This window comes from Butyrivibrio sp. NC3005 (genome assembly GCF_000424545.1).
In the GTDB taxonomy this organism is placed as follows: Bacteria; Bacillota; Clostridia; order Lachnospirales; family Lachnospiraceae; genus Butyrivibrio.
On record NZ_AUKC01000003.1, the window covers coordinates 46,638 to 64,131 of the forward strand.

General features: G+C 36.7%; 11 protein-coding genes, 1 tRNA gene and 1 riboswitch. Of the genes, 5 read left to right on the top strand and 7 right to left on the bottom strand.

What is annotated here, in order from left to right:
- Nucleotides 1-274 precede the first annotated feature (274 nt).
- Entirely contained in the window at nt 275-1,162 is an 888-nt protein-coding gene (gene dapA, locus G634_RS0100215) for a 4-hydroxy-tetrahydrodipicolinate synthase (RefSeq protein WP_026503596.1), read from the bottom strand.
- 66 nt (nt 1,163-1,228) lie between these two features.
- A riboswitch (Lysine riboswitch) is annotated at nt 1,229-1,408 on the bottom strand.
- Nucleotides 1,409-1,642: 234 nt separating this feature from the next.
- Between dapA and typA the strand changes: the two genes are divergently transcribed.
- A complete protein-coding gene (typA, locus tag G634_RS0100225) occupies nt 1,643-3,490 on the top strand; it encodes a translational GTPase TypA (RefSeq protein ID WP_026503597.1) in 1,848 nt (615 codons plus the stop codon).
- Nucleotides 3,491-3,604: 114 nt separating this feature from the next.
- Here typA and G634_RS0100230 read toward each other — a convergent pair whose 3' ends face one another.
- Nucleotides 3,605-4,249 (bottom strand): YigZ family protein, encoded by a 645-nt coding sequence (locus G634_RS0100230; RefSeq protein WP_035798351.1) that lies wholly within the window; start codon nt 4,247-4,249, stop codon nt 3,605-3,607.
- Nucleotides 4,250-4,575: 326 nt separating this feature from the next.
- Between G634_RS0100230 and G634_RS17385 the strand changes: the two genes are divergently transcribed.
- Nucleotides 4,576-7,401, top strand: coding sequence for a transglycosylase domain-containing protein (locus G634_RS17385; RefSeq protein WP_081676387.1), 2,826 nt, complete (start codon nt 4,576-4,578; stop codon nt 7,399-7,401).
- A 396-nt stretch (nt 7,402-7,797) separates the two neighbouring features.
- Here the strand turns inward: G634_RS17385 and G634_RS0100240 are convergent.
- Nucleotides 7,798-7,870 (bottom strand) — tRNA-Thr (locus G634_RS0100240).
- Nucleotides 7,871-7,981: 111 nt separating this feature from the next.
- Between G634_RS0100240 and G634_RS0100245 the strand changes: the two genes are divergently transcribed.
- Complete coding sequence (locus G634_RS0100245; RefSeq protein ID WP_026503599.1) at nt 7,982-9,352, top strand: MATE family efflux transporter; 1,371 nt, start codon at nt 7,982-7,984, stop codon at nt 9,350-9,352.
- A gap of 15 nt (nt 9,353-9,367) precedes the next feature.
- On the opposite strand, the gene G634_RS0100250 is transcribed toward G634_RS0100245, so the two are convergent.
- The 3 genes from G634_RS0100250 to glmM form a co-directional block, all read right to left on the bottom strand.
- On the bottom strand, nt 9,368-9,886 hold the full coding sequence (locus G634_RS0100250) for a DUF4364 family protein (protein ID WP_026503600.1): 519 nt from the start codon (nt 9,884-9,886) through the stop codon (nt 9,368-9,370).
- Nucleotides 9,887-9,991: 105 nt separating this feature from the next.
- Nucleotides 9,992-11,338 (bottom strand): replication-associated recombination protein A, encoded by a 1,347-nt coding sequence (locus G634_RS0100255; RefSeq protein ID WP_026503601.1) that lies wholly within the window; start codon nt 11,336-11,338, stop codon nt 9,992-9,994.
- On the bottom strand, nt 11,338-12,726 hold the full coding sequence (glmM, locus tag G634_RS0100260) for a phosphoglucosamine mutase (RefSeq protein ID WP_026503602.1): 1,389 nt from the start codon (nt 12,724-12,726) through the stop codon (nt 11,338-11,340). Before glmM ends, G634_RS0100255 begins: the two co-directional genes overlap by 1 nt.
- A gap of 367 nt (nt 12,727-13,093) precedes the next feature.
- Between glmM and G634_RS17390 the strand changes: the two genes are divergently transcribed.
- On the top strand, nt 13,094-16,255 hold the full coding sequence (locus G634_RS17390; protein ID WP_051233582.1) for a response regulator: 3,162 nt from the start codon (nt 13,094-13,096) through the stop codon (nt 16,253-16,255).
- A 115-nt stretch (nt 16,256-16,370) separates the two neighbouring features.
- A complete protein-coding gene (locus tag G634_RS0100270) occupies nt 16,371-17,126 on the top strand; it encodes a response regulator (RefSeq protein WP_026503603.1) in 756 nt (251 codons plus the stop codon).
- A gap of 166 nt (nt 17,127-17,292) precedes the next feature.
- Here the strand turns inward: G634_RS0100270 and G634_RS0100275 are convergent, their stop codons facing one another.
- On the bottom strand, nt 17,293-17,481 hold the full coding sequence (locus G634_RS0100275; protein WP_026503604.1) for a DUF4250 domain-containing protein: 189 nt from the start codon (nt 17,479-17,481) through the stop codon (nt 17,293-17,295).
- Nucleotides 17,482-17,494 lie beyond the last annotated feature (13 nt).

Consider the following 17,494-nt stretch of genomic DNA (forward strand, 5'->3'; position numbering starts at 1 on the left):
CTTTTCAAATCTTATACTTTATTGTTGCTTATATTTGATAAATGAGTTTTGCTGGCTTGTAATATTTCATGAGCAGAACTGTATATAAACGTTGGTACTTAGGTTCTGTATTTTAGAACCTTATGTACCATTACGTTTATAATCAAGCGAAAGCGTGTCTGCGACGAAATATACAAACAGCAAAACGGATTACATAAAACAATAAAGTATAGATTTTTGTCACTTCGTTTCAAAACTACGCAAACTGACCATTTAAAAAGTCCTGTCTTATTCATTATTTAATAAGACCATATTCTTCCATAGCTTTTTTTAATACTTCTTCATGCTCTTTGGAGATTTCTGTAAGTGGAAGACGAAGAGGACCAGCTTCTATTCCCACATATGTAAGAGCTTTTTTCACAGGGATTGGATTAACTTCGCAAAAAAGTGCCTTAATCAAAGGAAGTGCCTTAAACTGAAGGTTTCTTGCACTTTCAAAATCTCCTTCAAGCGCTTTCTGACATATATCGTGAGTCTGCCTTGGTGCAACATTGGATAATACAGAAATTACTCCCACCCCACCAAGTGCTATAAGCGGGATAATCTGATCATCATTTCCCGAATACAAATCAAGACATCCGTCTGCAAGATGCATCATTTCAGTAGTCTGCGCAATGTTTCCTGTAGCATCTTTGATTCCTACGATATTCTTAACATTTTTGGCAAGATAAACTGCTGTTTCTGGTAATATATTGCAGCCTGTACGGCTTGGAACATTATACATAATTACTGGAATACTGATAGAATTTGCAATTGCAGTAAAATGCGCGATAAGACCTTGCTGAGTAGCTTTGTTGTAATATGGTGTAACGCAAAGTACACCATCTGCTCCATACTCTTGTGCTTCTATAGACAATTCTATAGCTGTCTGAGTACAATTACTTCCTGTACCTGCGATAACCGGTACTCTATGGTTTACTTTTTCAATACAAAATTTTACAACTTCCATGTGCTCTTTTTCTGTCATTGTAGCAGCTTCGCCAGTTGTACCACATACAATAATCGCGTCTGTACCATTTGCAATCTGCATTTCGATTAATTTTTCGAATTCATCGTAGTTTACTGAGTGATCTTCATTAAATGGAGTAGCAATTGCAACTCCAGCTCCCTTGAATATAGCCATTTTTTCCTCCTTATAATAAAAAAAGCGCTTACAACAGCGCTACAAAAAATTCTAGTATTACTGAATTTTTCGGATAGCGCCCCATCTAAAAACAAAGATGACAGTCATGTACCTATTAAATACATGCCCAAGAATCCCAGCCTGCAGCTAACTGGTCCTTTCGGCGTATTTCCCTTTTCATCTTCTTCTAATATTGCTGCCATATCAGAAAATGTACTAATAAAATACGCAACCTCTATCTCTAAACAACGTCATGATATCACTTGAAACCAAGCGGTGTCAACCGTTTCGCATTATTTCCCATGTTATAGGCATAAAAAATACACTTTTATTTCTTGTCAATTTTTAACATATCTTTTATTGTTTTTTAGTGCAATTCTTATTATTAAAATATTGCACATAAAAAAACTGCGTGCTATACTATGGTAGTTTGCAAAGAAATAATATTTTTTATGTAATAATACTGAGGAGTAATATAATATGGTACAGTCTAGAAACGACGTTAGAAATGTCGCAATTATTGCCCATGTTGACCATGGTAAGACAACACTAGTTGACGCTATGCTTAGACAGAGCGGCATTTTTCGTGATAATCAGGAAGTAGTAGAACGTGTAATGGATTCTAATGATATCGAGCGTGAGCGTGGTATCACTATCATGTCCAAGAACACAGCAATCACTTATAAAAATACAAAGATTAACATTATCGACACTCCTGGTCATGCTGACTTTGGTGGTGAGGTTGAGCGTGTTCTTAAAATGGTTAACGGTGTTATCCTTGTTGTAGATGCTTTTGAAGGACCTATGCCACAGACAAAGTTCGTTCTTCGTAAGGCAATGGAACTGCAGCTTCCTGTTGTATGCTGCATCAACAAGATTGACCGTCCTGAAGCTCGTCCAAATGACGTTATCGATGAAGTTCTCGAGCTTCTTATGGATCTTGGTGCAAATGATGAGCAGCTTGACTGTCCTTTCGTTTTCGCATCCGCAAGAGAGGGTATCGCTTCCAAGTCTCTTGATGAGCCAGGTAAGGATATGATGCCTCTTCTTGATACTATTATCGATTATATCCCAGCTCCAACAGGTGATCCTGAAGCTAATACTCAGATTCTTATCAGCACAATCGATTACAACGAATATGTTGGTCGTATCGGTGTAGGTAAGATTGATAATGGTACAGTTAAGGTTAACGATGAAGTAGTCATCATCAACCACCATGATCCTGATCGTAAGATTAAGACTAAAGTTACAAAGCTTTATGAATACGATGGACTTAACAAGGTTGAAGTTCAGTCTGCCAGCATGGGCGCTATTGTTGCTCTTTCTGGTATCAGCGATCTTAAAATCGGTGATACTCTCTGTTCTCCTGAGAACCCTGTTGCCATCCCATTCCAGAAGATTTCCGAGCCTACAATCAGCATGAACTTTATCGTTAATGATTCTCCTCTTGCTGGTCAGGAAGGTAAGTTTGTAACTTCACGTCATATCAGAGACAGACTCTTCAAAGAGCTCAACACAGATGTTTCTCTTCGTGTTGAAGAAACTGAAAGTGCTGATACTCTTAAGGTTTCCGGACGTGGTGAGCTTCATCTCTCAGTACTTATTGAGAACATGCGTCGTGAAGGTTTTGAATTTGCTGTATCTAAAGCAGAAGTTATTTACAAATATGATGAAAACGGCAAGAAGCTTGAGCCTATGGAAAAGTGTTATATTGACGTTCCTGAAGAGTTCTCTGGTGCAGTAATCCAGACTCTTTCTCAGCGTAAAGGTGAGCTTGCTAACATGGGCACAGCTAACGGCGGTTATACACGTCTTGAGTTTAACATTCCTTCCCGTGGTCTTATCGGATATCGTAATGATTTCATGACAGATACAAAGGGAAACGGTATCATGAACACTGAATTTGACGGTTATGCTCCATATAAGGGAGATATCTCCTACCGTAAGCAGGGTTCACTTATCGCTTTCGAGACAGGTGAGGCTGTTACATATGGTCTTTTCAATGCTCAGGAGCGTGGAACATTGTTTGTTAAACCTGGTGATAAGGTTTACACAGGTATGGTTATCGGTAGCAATGGTCGTGGTGAAGATATCGAAGTTAACGTATGTAAGACAAAGCATCTGTCCAACACTCGTACTTCTTCTTCAGATGAAGCACTTCGTCTTGTTCCGCCTAAGGTTATGTCTCTCGAAGAAGCTATCGAGTTCATTGATACTGATGAGCTTTTGGAGGTAACACCTGATAACCTCAGAATCCGCAAGAGAATTCTTGATCCTACAAAGCGTAAGAGAGCAGGAATTGCAGCTAAGATGAAGAACGGCAAATAATTTTATAGATTAGTTTTTTGTATAGCAAAAACGTCAGAAATTACATTTACTGTAGTTCCTGACGTTTTTTCACATAAAGTGTAAATGCCCAATTCTTCTTGTTTCAACTCGTTTTTATTTAAAAATTGGATAATAGCCCTTTTCTTTTTCAGTAACTTTTGCCTGTCCATTTGTAAGTTGAATAATTTTATCTTTGATTTCATTCAAAATACTGTTTTCAACTGTTATTTCATAAGATACATCTTCTGCATAAACAGGATTATCAACTTGAATACTCTCTATTTCAAAAAAATGCAGCATTCTGTCTATATTGCTATAACTGACACTAACTGTAAGTTTAGCACCAAGTGTCATTGTGGCTATGGTACTATTTTCAAGTGCAATCTGAGCTGCCTTTGTATATGCTCTTACAAGTCCACCGGTTCCAAGAAGTGTTCCTCCAAAATACCTTGTAACCACTACTAACGTATTAGTAAGTCCTTGCCCTTTTATTACCTCAAGTATAGGTTTTCCTGCCGTCCCTGAAGGTTCTCCATTATCACTGCATCGCGATATTTCGCTGTTTTGACCTAGAATAAAAGCATAACAATTATGTTTGGCATCCCAATATTTTTTCGTTATAGCTGCAAGTATTTCTTCTGCTTCATCCTGACTTCTGATTATAAAGCTCTCACCGATAAATCTGGATTTTTTTTCTTCATATTCTCCGCCTCCTGTTTTGGCTAATATTTTGTAGCTCTTCAACTTATTCTCTTCCATAATGCTCCTATTAGTAACCTGTGAATTCTTGCCAAGATTTAGGATACTTGTCAGCAAGAACCTATTATTTATTATCTTTTACTTTATATTATAAAGCTTTTTTGCTATAATATTTCAAGATTCTGCCTTTTAAACCTATGTTTGTTAATAAAGATTAGTATTTTTCTTTATTTGCAAACCTTTAGAACGATTATTTGTCGTATTATACTTGTTTTTTCTTTTGTATGTATGATTTTCACAATCGTTCGAATCTGTTACCACAGCTTTTTCTAGGCTGTCCGTAACTTGTGCTCATTTTTAGAGCATTGGAAAGGGGTAATTACATCATGAATTATAGTAAAGAAGGTGTCCGCAGGCAAGAAGCGGAACTTCGCAAAGGATCCGGACGTTGGTGCAAAAAGTTCGGTATCCTATTAGTAAAAGTAATCATTGTAGCGGCAATTGCAGGAATTTTCCTTGCCTGCTCTGCTGGTTTTGGTGCTATATCAGGCATTATTGATTCCGCACCGGATATTTCCAACATTGACGTTACTCCATCTGGATTTAGTACATTTGTATATGATGCCGATGGAAATCAGATTGCAAAGCTGGTATCAACAGACTCCAACCGTATACCTGTTACTGGAGATATGGTACCAAAAAATCTTTCAAACGCATTTGTAGCAATTGAAGATGCGCGTTTCTATCAGCATAACGGTATTGATATACAGGGTATCATTCGTGCCGCATTTATCGCTATTAAGTCAGGACACGCAAGTGAAGGTGCTTCCACTATTACGCAGCAGCTCATCAAAAACAATGTTTTGACTTCATGGACCAAAGAAGGTTCTGGAATGTCCAATTCCAAGATAAAGCGAAAAGTTCAGGAACAACATCTTGCCCTTCAATTAGAGAAGAATATGAGTAAACCTGATATTCTTCTTAACTACATGAACACTATCAACCTTGGTCAGAACTGTCTGGGTGTTCAGGCCGCATCTCTTAGATATTTCAACAAACCAGTCAGCGAACTGAATTTGTCTGAATGTGCTGTTATTGCAGGTATTACGCAGAATCCAAGTCGCTTTAATCCTATTTTACATCCTGATCAGAACGCTAAGAGACGTAAAAAAGTTCTCGACAACATGCTTGATCAAAAATTTATCACTAAGGCAGAATATGATGAAGCCATTGCTGATGATGTTTATTCAAGAATTCAGATTGTGGATTCCAAAAATGAGGACAATGCTGTAAATTCATATTTCGTTGATGCACTTACAGAAAATGTCATTAATGATTTAATTGAAGCAGGTTACACAGAAACTCAAGCTTATTCACTTCTTTACAGCGGCGGACTTAAAATTTACTCTACTGAAGATCCTAAAATTCAAGCTATAGCTGATGAGATTTTCTTAGATGAATCTAACTATCCTAGCAATACAAAGTTTTTACTGGATTATGCGCTTACTATTAAAAAAGCTGATGGTTCTCATGAAAACTTCAGTGATGAGAAGATGGAAACTTATTTCAAGGCAACAAATAAGAAATTCTCACTTCTTTTCTCCAGTAAAGATGCAGCACTTGAAGCTATTGAAAAATATAAGGCAGCCGTACTTGGCGATGGAGACAAGGTATATGATGAAAGATATACATTAACACCTCAGCCTCAGGTATCAATGACAATTGAAGATCAGTCAACAGGTTACGTTGTAGCTATCGAAGGTGGTCGTGGTGAAAAGACCGCCAGCCGTACTCTCAACAGAGCAACAGATGCAACAAGACAGCCAGGTTCTGCATTTAAGGTTCTGGCGGCCTATGCTCCTGCTATCGACAGCGCCGGATATACACTGGCAACTACTATAAATGATGCTCCATTTGCATATGATAGCGGTGTCCAGGTTCGTAACTGGTATAAGGGATATCGTGGTCTTTCAAGCATTCGAGAAGGTATTAGAGATTCCATGAACGTAGTAACAGTTAAGCTCATGACTCTTATTACGCCTCAGCTTGGTTTTGACTACCTTACACAAAAATTCCATTTCACTACTTTAATTGATAAAGTTAAGATTAATGGAAAAATATACTCTGATAAGTCACAGACACTTTGTCTTGGTGGTATTACAAAAGGTATCAAGAATATAGAAATCAATGCTGCTTATGCAGCCATCGCAAATGGTGGTGTTTACTATAAGCCTACTCTATATACAAAAGTTGTAGATCATGACGGAAATATTCTTCTAGATAATACTAACAGACAAGGCGAGCGAATACTCAAAGAAAGTTCAGCATTTCTCTTAACTTCTGCAATGCAAGATGTTGTATCTTCTGGTACAGGTAAAGCTGTTAACTTTGGCGGCACAGATATTGCTGCAAAAACAGGTACTACAACCGGCAACAATGACGTATGGCTTTGTGGCTTTACTAATTACTATACAACATCATGCTGGGCAGGTTATGACACTGTAGGAAAGCTTAGTTCTTCAGCAGAGACTCATCTTGCCAAGACAATGTGGAAAAAAGTAATGAGCAAAATACATAAGGATCTTCCTGCAGCAAAGTTCAAGAAGCCTTCAGACGTTACTACTGCTACTGTATGCTCTCAGTCAGGACTTCTTCCTTCATCAAATCTTTGCGGAGGTTCATTAAAGACTGAATACTTTGCAGAAGGAACTGTACCAACTGAAACCTGTAACGTTCATATGGTTCAGACAATTTGTAACTATTGCGGACTTCCTGCTACAGAACAGTGTCCTTTCAAAGTTACAAAAGTATCTACTGTAGTTCCTGTTGAACCTCAGATTCTCTGGAAGGGTTCGGGATATAAGGGGCAAGTTACAGCTGATGGTGTACCAACCTCTCAGACTTGTCCTCATAATGAAGCATTCTTCGCTCAGCCAAATGCACAGGAGATATTAGCAATTCAGAATCAGGAGATTGTTAATAGAATCTCTGCTGAGACAGGTATGACACCTGAACAGATAACAGGAAATACCACTCAGCCTCAACCTGATCCTAATGCCCAGCAGCAAGCTGATCCTAATGCTCAGACTCCTCAGGCTGATCCTAATGCCCAACAGCAGCCTCAGGCTGACCCTAATGCTCAGGCTCAGCAGCAAGCCGATCCTAATACCCAACAGCCTCAACCTGATCCTAATCAGCAGGGGACACCATAAAAAAATCTAATTGTCTAAAGCCAATTATCATTACATACTAAAACCCGTAACAAAAGCTTTAAAGCTTTTATTACGGGTTTTATACTCTATTTGTATTACCACAATCACTGTTTTTTCCGATAAAGAATATGGCGTAATATTTCATTATGCATACTTTTTTGTTTTATATAATCTGTTCTGATGTTTGTATATTTCGTCGCAGACACGCTTTCGCTTGATTATAAACGTAATGGTTCGTAATGCGCTAAAAAAAACCCAATAAGAACCAACGTTTATAAACAGTTCTGCTCATGAAATATTACAAGCCATCAGAACTCATCTAATTAGTTCAAATAACAAAAAAGCAGTAACCATAAGGCTTTGTACAAAACCATATAGTCACTGCTTATTAAAAAAAGCTACTAACGGGACTCGGACCCGTGACCTCCGCCTTACCAAGGCGACGCTCTACCACCTGAGCCATAGTAGCTTATTATGTAGCTTGCTTTCACAAGACACGTATGTTATTATATCAATTTGTATTCATCATGTCAATGCATTATTAGATTTTTTCTAAAAAAGGGTAGTTAAGGGTAGTAAAATGGAAAAAACAGAAAACAAACATCTACAAAACTCTATTATCGAGGGAAATATTAAAGTTGAAATGCTTAGATACTTTTTCCCTCTGCTTTTTGGGAGTTTTTTTCAACAATTATATAACACAGTTGATGCAATTATTGTAGGAAAATATGTAAGTCCTGAAGCACTTGCAGCTGTAGGCGGCTCTGCTGCTATGATAGTTAATTTATTTGTTGGTTTTTTTGGAGGACTTGCATCAGGTGCTACCGTTGTAATTGCGCAGTTCTACGGAGCAAAGCAAATGAAAATGGTTAAAAAGGCCATTCACACTTCTATTGCTCTTGCTTTTACTGGCGGACTGGCCTTCACAATAATAGGTTTTATTTTTACTCCTTGGGGAATTGAAGTTTTAAAGACCCCAAAAGATACTATAGACATGTCTACTATGTACCTTAGAATCTATTTTCTTGGAATGATACCAAATATTGTATATAATGTCGGTTCTGGTGTTTTGCGCGCGCTAGGAGACTCCAAAAGCCCTTTATGGGTACTTTTAGTTGCTACTTTTTCCAATATCATTCTTGATATCTTATTCGTTATAAAAATGGATATGGGCGTTGTGGGCGTTGCTATTGCTACCATTCTCTGCCAGCTTATCAGTTCCATACTTATTCTGGTGATAATGGTTAGAATCAAAGCAGAATATAAACTTAGATTAAAAGAAATTGCATTTGATAAAGGGATTATGAATAGAATAATACAGATTGGTCTTCCTGCTGGAATCCAATCTTCGATGTATACTCTTTCAAATCTGCTTATTCAATCTGCTATTAACTCTTTTGGAACAGCTGCAGTATCCGCCTGGGCAGCCTACGGCAAAATTGATGTTATTTTATGGATGATAATGCAGTCTCTTGGAATAGCTGTAACCACTTTTGTTGGCCAAAACTATGGTGCTGGTAAGAATAGCCGTGTACGTGAATCCATAAAGCAAGGACTCATTTTCACCTATGCCATGACTATTAGCTTATCAATAATTATGTACGTTGCTAGAATGCCACTTTTAGGATTATTCATCTCCAATCATAAAATTGGAGCAGAGGTTCTTAGATATGGAAATGTAATGATGCGATGCATGGTTCCTTTCTACGGAATCTATGTCGCAGTTGAAATACTAGCTGGAGCACTTCGAGGAATAGGTGACACCCTTATTCCTACTATAATGACACTTTCTGGAATCTGCCTTCTCAGAATTGTATGGATACTCTTTATCGTGCCGATTTCTGGAAAAATAGAAATGGTAGTATACAGTTATCCTGTAACATGGGCAGTTACTTCGACAATGTTCATTATTTACTTTGTTTATGTGATGGTAAAGAAAAAGAGTTTTTAATTTTTTTACACATCCTTATTTCAGCAAAGACTCAACAATATTTTGATACACCAGATGGCTTTTTTCCTTCCACTTATAGCAAAGATTTTCTGCCATTTCTTCTGTTGGCATTGGCAGTTTTAACTCAAATACGCTTTGCCCCATCTCTTTTATCTGGAGGGAAACTTCATATTGGCCATCTGATGTCTTTTGATAATCTGCAAGTATCGAAGACTCATCACGAATACGAAGTTTATTTTCTTCAAGGAATCTGTCAACACTCAACCGTATCTCTGCATCTACGTGCCCTAGAAAAAAAAGTAGTGTCTGTTCACCTTCACTTGAAAGTCTGAGAAAAGTTCGATTTTGCTCTTTTTCTTCAAAAATAAAATTTTGATTTCTCAGCTCGAAAAAAACTTCCTGCATTGTCAAAAAATTAGTATATTCACCTTCAAGCATAAAATCATAAATCTGTGATTTTGACAAAGAAACATCTGAACGTTTCAGCATATATAAAACTATTATTTTATATAACGTTAGATATTGTGATGACATGTTTTACTCACTTTCCCCTGCGGCAGCTTCAAATTTCTTCTGCCATCTTAAAGATACATTAAGACTTTTTGCTGTGTAAAATTTCAGGCAAAAAGTCTTATTAGTTTAGTCATTGTCTTTTTTTCTTTTCTCTTCTGCAGCCTTAAGTGCTCTCATATGATCACGGATTTTCAGTTCATATCCATTACCTGATGGAGAATAGAATTCTTTACCATTTAGTTCATATGGCAGATACTGCTGTTTTACATAGTGATTTGGATAATTGTGAGCATACAAATATCCGGTTCCATGACCTAGTTTAGAAGCAGACTTATAATGTGCATCCTTTAAGTGAGACGGAATCTGCAAATTGCCGCTTTCTCTTACTTCTTTAATAGCATCGTCAATCGCTGTTATAGCACTATTACTCTTAGGAGCTGTAGCAAGATATGTAACTGCCTGTGACAAGGTTATTCTACCTTCCGGCATTCCCAGTCTTTCAACTGCAAGCGAAGCTGCGACGGCTATTTCAAGTGCTTTTGGATCAGCGTTTCCAATATCCTCCGATGCACTTACCATCATCCTTCTTGCTATAAACTTCGGATCTTCTCCAGCATCCAGCATTCTTGCAAGGTAATACACGGCTGCATCCGGATCACTTCCTCTAATACTTTTAATAAACGCCGAAATAGTATCATAGTGGTTGTCGCCATCTTTATCGTAACGAGCTACCTTCTTTTGAATGCACTCTTTTGCAACTTCAGTTGTAATATGAATTTTACCATCTTCACTTCTATTGGTTGTCATTATTCCAAGCTCTATGGCATTCAATGCATGCCTTGCATCTCCATCTGCCATATTTGCAAGAAAATCCAGTGCTTCTTCATCTATCGTAGCGTTGTAGGAAGCCATTCCCTTTTGTGTATCATATACAGCTCTTTTTATGAGAACTTTTATATCATCTACAGATAACGGCTTTAATTCAAATATTACTGAACGAGAAAGTAAAGCTCCGTTTACCTCAAAATACGGATTTTCCGTTGTTGCACCGATAAGCGTGATAGTTCCATCTTCGACGAAAGGGAGCAGGTAATCCTGCTGCCCCTTATTAAATCTATGAATCTCATCTATAAAAAGAATCGTCTTTTTTTGGAACATGCCTGCATTATTCTTAGCTTTCTCGATGACTTCTTCCATATCTTTTTTGCCTGCAACTGTTGCATTTATCTGCAAAAATTCTGCTTTGGTTGTATTGGCAATAACTTTAGCAAGAGTTGTTTTACCAGTTCCGGGCGGGCCATACAAGATAATAGAACGAATCTTATCTGCTTTTATAGCACGATATAAAAGTTTGTCTTTTCCAATAATATGCTCTTGCCCTACGACTTCTTCTAAGGTCTTTGGACGCATACGGGCTGCAAGAGGTGACTCTGTATCTGAGTTTTTAGTTCTTGCATATTCAAAAAGATCCATTAGTGTGCTTCGTATCCTCTCTCTTTAATAACACGTATAACTGAATCTACAAGTTCCTGACATGTTGCTTTATCTTCTGCCTCTACCATTACACGTACAACTGGTTCTGTACCTGACTCACGAACAAGAATACGTCCTGTGTTTCCAAGGCTTTGTGCAACTTCATCAACTTTTGCTCTAACTTCAGGATCATTCTGAGCCTTTGTCTTATCTGTAACTCTGATATTAACAAGAACCTGAGGATAGATAACAAGCGGAGAAATAAGTTCAGACATTTTTTTCTTTCTAGCAAGCATTACTTCCATCATTTTAATAGATGTAAGAATACCATCTCCTGTTGTAGCATATTTTGAGAAAATAATGTGTCCGGACTGCTCACCACCAAGAATACAATTATTTTTTGTCATATACTCATATACATATTTATCGCCAACTGCAGTCTTGGCATAACCTATTCCGGCTTCATCAAATGCCTTGTAAAGACCAAAGTTACTCATAACTGTTGTAACAACTGTATTATTTACTAGTTCTCCTCGATCCTTCATGTATTTTCCATATACATAAAGAATATGGTCTCCTGATACAACATTTCCTCTCTCATCAACGCACAGACATCTGTCTGCATCACCATCAAAAGCAAATCCTACATCAAGTCCTTTTTCAACTACAAACTTCTGAAGACCTTCAATGTGAGTTGAACCCGCATTGTTATTAATATTAGTACCATTTGGAGCATCACCTATTACATAGGTTGTAGCGCCAAGAGCATCAAATACAGATTTAGCAACATTCCATGAAGCGCCATTTGCACAATCAAGACCTACTTTCATTCCTTTGAAAGAATACAGTCCAAGAGAAATAAGATAACCAATGTATCTGTTTCGTCCAGAAACGTAATCAACAGTCTGACCAATTGCATCTTTTGTTGCGAATGGAATTGTATCCCACTTTTTGCCAAATGCCTCAAGATGACCATCAATATAGCTTTCAATAAGAGCTATTGTGTCTTCATCCATCTTTTCGCCATTACCATTAATAATCTTAATACCATTATCATAAAAAGGATTATGGCTTGCTGTAATCATAACGCCGCAGTCAAAATCATCTACTCTTGCAACATATGCAACGGATGGAGTAGTTGTTACATGAAGAAGGTAAGCGTCAGCACCTGATGCCACAAGACCTCCTACAAGACTGTACTCAAACATATAGCTGGAACGTCTTGTATCTTTTCCAATTACAACCTTAGGTGCAGATGTGTCACCCTTCTGGCGCTTTAATTCTCCGTAATACCAGCCCAGAAAACGTCCTACAGTATATGCATGATCGGCTGTAAGTCCTACATTAGCCTCTCCTCTAAATCCATCTGTACCAAAATACTTACCCATATTATTTATCCTTTCCATAGTCAAAATCCCAAAAATTCAGGAAGACTCTTTTAGAATGATTTCTTATTGGCATAGATTGGAATTTACCAATAAGAATCTGGATTTTTCCAGAAATATTTCATCATATAAACGAAAAAAACGTATTCTTCAAGATTATATCACACTTTATGTAAAATTGTTTTCTGATAATTATTATATAAAGTGTGACATATTTTTCTGTTTATCAGATTATTGCTCTATCTTAGAATATTTTCAATCCTGATTACTATTATTACTTTATAGAAAACTCTTCTTAAATATCAAATAAAGCCGATAACTTAATAAACAATGATTATATATAATTCTCACAAGTACTCTAGGAGAGTTTATGAATAAAGAATCTTCAAGGCCGGATTTACGCGTAGATGAGCATTTATTTCCGGCTGTACATAAAATGACTATAAAGCAGTTTGTTATAAATTTTTCATTATATGTAATTGCAACAGTTCTCTCTATAAAATTCGCTAGATCTGGAATTCCTTTTTATTTAGGAAATGTTGCGTTCGAAATTACATTTAAGGATATCCCCCTAATTCTGGTTTCAGGACTTGGAGGATATCTTTGGGGACTTCTTACCGTTTTTACAACATTTATCTACCTATCTTTTAAAGATGCCAATTATCTATATATAATGTTTGTTTTCACAATAACAAGCTTTATAATATCCTTTTATTCAACGCATAGACTCCTTTTGACTAGAAAAGGAGCAATCAGTGGCGCGATTATTACAGCTTTCAACCTCGGTCCTTTATGGTGGTTTCTTGTCAACAGAATTTCTGACGTTAAACTTGCTTCAAGACCAGTGTTTGAAACCTATATGATTTACTTTTGGTCAACTCTTTTTGAGTGTTTAATAGGTTTTTATACTCTACATCAATTTTTTCATTTTATGCCTGATAACCTAAAAAGTATCTTTTTCGCAGGAATTTACTATTATGACAGAGGATATCAAAAGACTCAAAAATCAACTATAGGTAACCGTATCACCTTCCTTATCGCTATTGACTGCGCCATGCTAGCAATACTTGCAGCTTTTACCGCAGCTTTCCTGATTCCATCTCTTCCCTCGGACGTGGTTCAGATAGATAAGAGTCTCGTTGGAAAAAGTGAATATGGCATTCAGGACATTATCAGTTACGCTGATATAGAAAATAAAAAAGAAACTGGGAAAACTTCCCTAGAATACAGAGCCGGTTTTGATATAGGCAAAATGATTCCAATGACATATACAGGTACTTTCATACTCAACCGTCATGGCATAGCGTTCTATATTCGCATGTTCATGCTTATTATGAATGTTGTCATTCCTTTGGGGGCCTTTACAAGCTTTTTCGTATATAGACGAGTTGCTCTTCCTCTTACGAAAATGACAGAAGCTGCAGTCGCTTTTAGAGAAGTCCTAAAAAAAGGCGACCACGAAGACATTCTTCAAAACGTTGAAGAAATTCATGCTCTCGATATCCATACCGGAAATGAAATTGACCTTTTATATCAAAGGCTTGACAACGCAGCACAGTTTATTGTCAGATATCTTGAAACAAGAGAAAAAGAACGTACAATGCGTGAAGAACTTAGCATTGCACAACATGCCAATACTGCCAAAAACGCTTTTCTTTCCAATATGTCACATGAACTTCGTACACCTATTAACGTCATTCTAGGAATGGATGAAATTATTCTCCGTGAATATGCTGATGATAAAGACTTGGTTTTATATGCAGGCAACATCAAAACTTCCGGCAGAACCCTACTATCACTTGTAAATGATATTTTAGATTTTTCCAAAATTGAAGCAGGAAAAATGTCTATTATTCCTGTTGAATACGACATGGGGTCTGTTATTAATGACCTTTACAATATGATTTCCAATCGCGCCGAAGAAAAAGGATTAAAACTCGATTTCCAGATAGAACCAAATCTTCCACATATTTTAGTAGGTGACGACATAAGACTCAAACAGTGCATACTAAATATTTTAACCAATGCTGTTAAATACACTCAGCAAGGTTCAATAACATTTATTATTGGCTTTGAAATAATTGACGATACAAGTATTCTATTGCACATATCTGTTGCTGATACAGGAATGGGTATGAAAAAAGAAGAAATGGACAGACTCTTTACTCCGTTTGAGCGTATGGACGAAAAAAGAAATCGCACAATAGAAGGAACCGGACTTGGCATGAGCATCGTTCAAAAGCTCCTTGGTATGATGGGAAGTGAACTAAAAGTTGAAAGTACTTACCATAAGGGTTCTGTTTTTTCATTTGATTTAAAGCAAAAAGTCATAGATTGGACTGCCATTGGAGATTATACTAAGAGTTTCACAGAATCCATGAAGAGTAAAGGGCAGTATCATATTTCTTTCCATGCTCCATCTGCTTCTATACTTGTTGTAGATGATACTCCTATGAATCTTACGGTTATCAAAGGTCTCTTAAAAGATTCACTTATGGATATCGATACAGTACCTAGTGGAAAAATGTGTCTTGATATGGTAAAAAGCAAGAAATACAATATTATTTTCATAGACCATAGAATGCCGGAAATGGATGGGATTGAAACTCTTCACAAACTTAAAGAAATGGGTGAAAACAATATTTCCATGGATGCTCCTGTTATCGCCCTTACAGCCAATGCCATTAACGGAGCAAGAGAAGAATATCTTTCTGCTGGATTCAATGATTATCTTAGTAAGCCTGTTGATACTGAAAAACTTGAAAACATGCTCATCCAATATCTTCCTGGTGGTATGGTTCATCTGTACGGAACAGCCCAGTACAACGAAGATGAGCAGGCTGATACATTATTATCACAAAGTCAAGATGGAGAACCAAACTCTCATGATGACTCACGGCTTACTGCTAACAACAAAGATAATCCGCTTTATCAAGTGATTAATATGTCCAAGGAAGAGATAGATGAATTCGAGTATAATCATGGCATTAATCTTAGCGAAGCACTTAAGAATTGTGGAAGTGCCGACCTTATGGTAGATATTATAAGAGATTTTATAAGCCAGATTGATTCAAAGGCAGAGCTAATCAAAAAATATTGCGATGATATGGACTTCGAAAACTATACCACACAGGTTCATTCATTAAAAAGTTCAGCAAGACTTGTTGGCGCAACACATCTTTCCGGTTTTGCAGCTCATATGGAACAAAGCAGTATTCTCAAAAAAGAAGATCATATAAAAAATATGACACCAATGCTTCTTGGTTTTTATGTCAACTACAAAGAACTCTCTTCATTTTTTGAAAATGAGGAAAACAATGATAATCTTCCTCCTATATCACAAGAGGAACTACAAGAGTACTTTAGTGGAATACGCGAACTTGTAGAAGCCTTTGATTTTGACAGTGCTGATGAAGCGATTAAAGAAATGCTTACGAATCATTCTATTCCTGCCGATTATAAAGATAAGGTTAAAAAAATACGTACACTTTTAGTTGCTGCTGATAGAGATAATCTTCTAAAAATGTTGTAAATGAAGTATAATCATAATATAGAATATTATTGTGCTAGATTTTGTTTATTGTATTGGAATGTTATTAATACCAAAACCACATATATAACATACTACTGAATGGAAGGTTGATGAGATGGAAAAAAAGGTCATCTTAATTGGTGATGGGAAAAAATTCATGGTCAAAGCTGTTATAAAAGGCCTCGAAACTGATGGTTTTGCAGTTACAACCATTTACCCTCAGCTTGATATCATTCAAAGTCTGCAAGATAGTTATGAACTAATGATACTATATTTGGAAGATATAGTACCTGTTCCGATAATAAAATATCTTGCAGCTTTATCAGATGAGAAAAAAATTAAATTTTTCATTATCGGAAGCACAAACGAATTCACCACGACATTTGAAAACATCTCCAGAGATTCCGTTACTCAGACGTTCGAAAGACCTCTTAACGTAAAAATACTGACAAGCGCATTAAATATCCTTATAGACAAAACTAATAGAGGTGAAGGAAGTTTTCAAAAGCGTATTCTGGTTGTAGATGATGATGGGGTTATTTTGCGCACCATTAAAAGCTGGCTTTCCGAAAAATATGAAGTCTACATTGCAAATTCCGGAGAGAATGCTCTTGCTTTTCTTGGAAGTACAAGTGTTGATTTAGTTCTTTTAGATTTTATGATGCCTGAAATGTCAGGTCCGGAAACGCTTACCGCACTTAGAGAAAATCAAACTACAAAAGATACTCCTGTCATGTTTCTTACTGCAAAAAGTGATAAAACAAGTGTCATGACTGCTGCTATGCTAAAACCAGAAAAGTATCTTTTAAAATCAATGCCCAAAGACGAGCTTCTAGGAGCTATCGACAGCTATTTTGAAACTGGTGTATAGGGGCTTGTTTTCATCAAGAAAATTTAAAATAACGGAGCATAAGGCCTTTTGGAATAACCTCATGCTCCATTATTTTTGAAAAAGTTGACTTCTTGTCAATTTCATTCAGAAACTCGCATTTACTGCGAGTTTCGTGAGAACAAAAATCAAATAGCAAACTTAACTATTATACAAACTGATTCTTATCAACATTATAATGATAATCAATTGCTGCAAGTTTTGTCTCAACCTGATTCCAATCATCTTCTGATAGTCCTAAATCATCCATCATTTTTTCTTTGTCTGAATACATATCTCTAAGCTTCATATTCATAAAAGACAACAACATTACTGGATCCTTTGGCAAATTATCCATTTTTTACTCCGTT

Bases quoted from the DNA above. Each gene is read 5' to 3' on its own strand.
- dapA (WP_026503596.1), bottom strand. From the start codon at position 1,162: ATGGCTATATTCAAGGGAGCTGGAGTTGCAATTGCTACTCCATTTAAT.
- typA (WP_026503597.1), top strand. From the start codon at position 1,643: ATGGTACAGTCTAGAAACGACGTTAGAAATGTCGCAATTATTGCCCAT.
- G634_RS0100230 (WP_035798351.1), bottom strand. From the start codon at position 4,249: ATGGAAGAGAATAAGTTGAAGAGCTACAAAATATTAGCCAAAACAGGA.
- G634_RS17385 (WP_081676387.1), top strand. From the start codon at position 4,576: ATGAATTATAGTAAAGAAGGTGTCCGCAGGCAAGAAGCGGAACTTCGC.
- G634_RS0100245 (WP_026503599.1), top strand. From the start codon at position 7,982: ATGGAAAAAACAGAAAACAAACATCTACAAAACTCTATTATCGAGGGA.
- G634_RS0100250 (WP_026503600.1), bottom strand. From the start codon at position 9,886: ATGTCATCACAATATCTAACGTTATATAAAATAATAGTTTTATATATG.
- G634_RS0100255 (WP_026503601.1), bottom strand. From the start codon at position 11,338: ATGGATCTTTTTGAATATGCAAGAACTAAAAACTCAGATACAGAGTCA.
- glmM (WP_026503602.1), bottom strand. From the start codon at position 12,726: ATGGGTAAGTATTTTGGTACAGATGGATTTAGAGGAGAGGCTAATGTA.
- G634_RS17390 (WP_051233582.1), top strand. From the start codon at position 13,094: ATGAATAAAGAATCTTCAAGGCCGGATTTACGCGTAGATGAGCATTTA.
- G634_RS0100270 (WP_026503603.1), top strand. From the start codon at position 16,371: ATGGAAAAAAAGGTCATCTTAATTGGTGATGGGAAAAAATTCATGGTC.
- G634_RS0100275 (WP_026503604.1), bottom strand. From the start codon at position 17,481: ATGGATAATTTGCCAAAGGATCCAGTAATGTTGTTGTCTTTTATGAAT.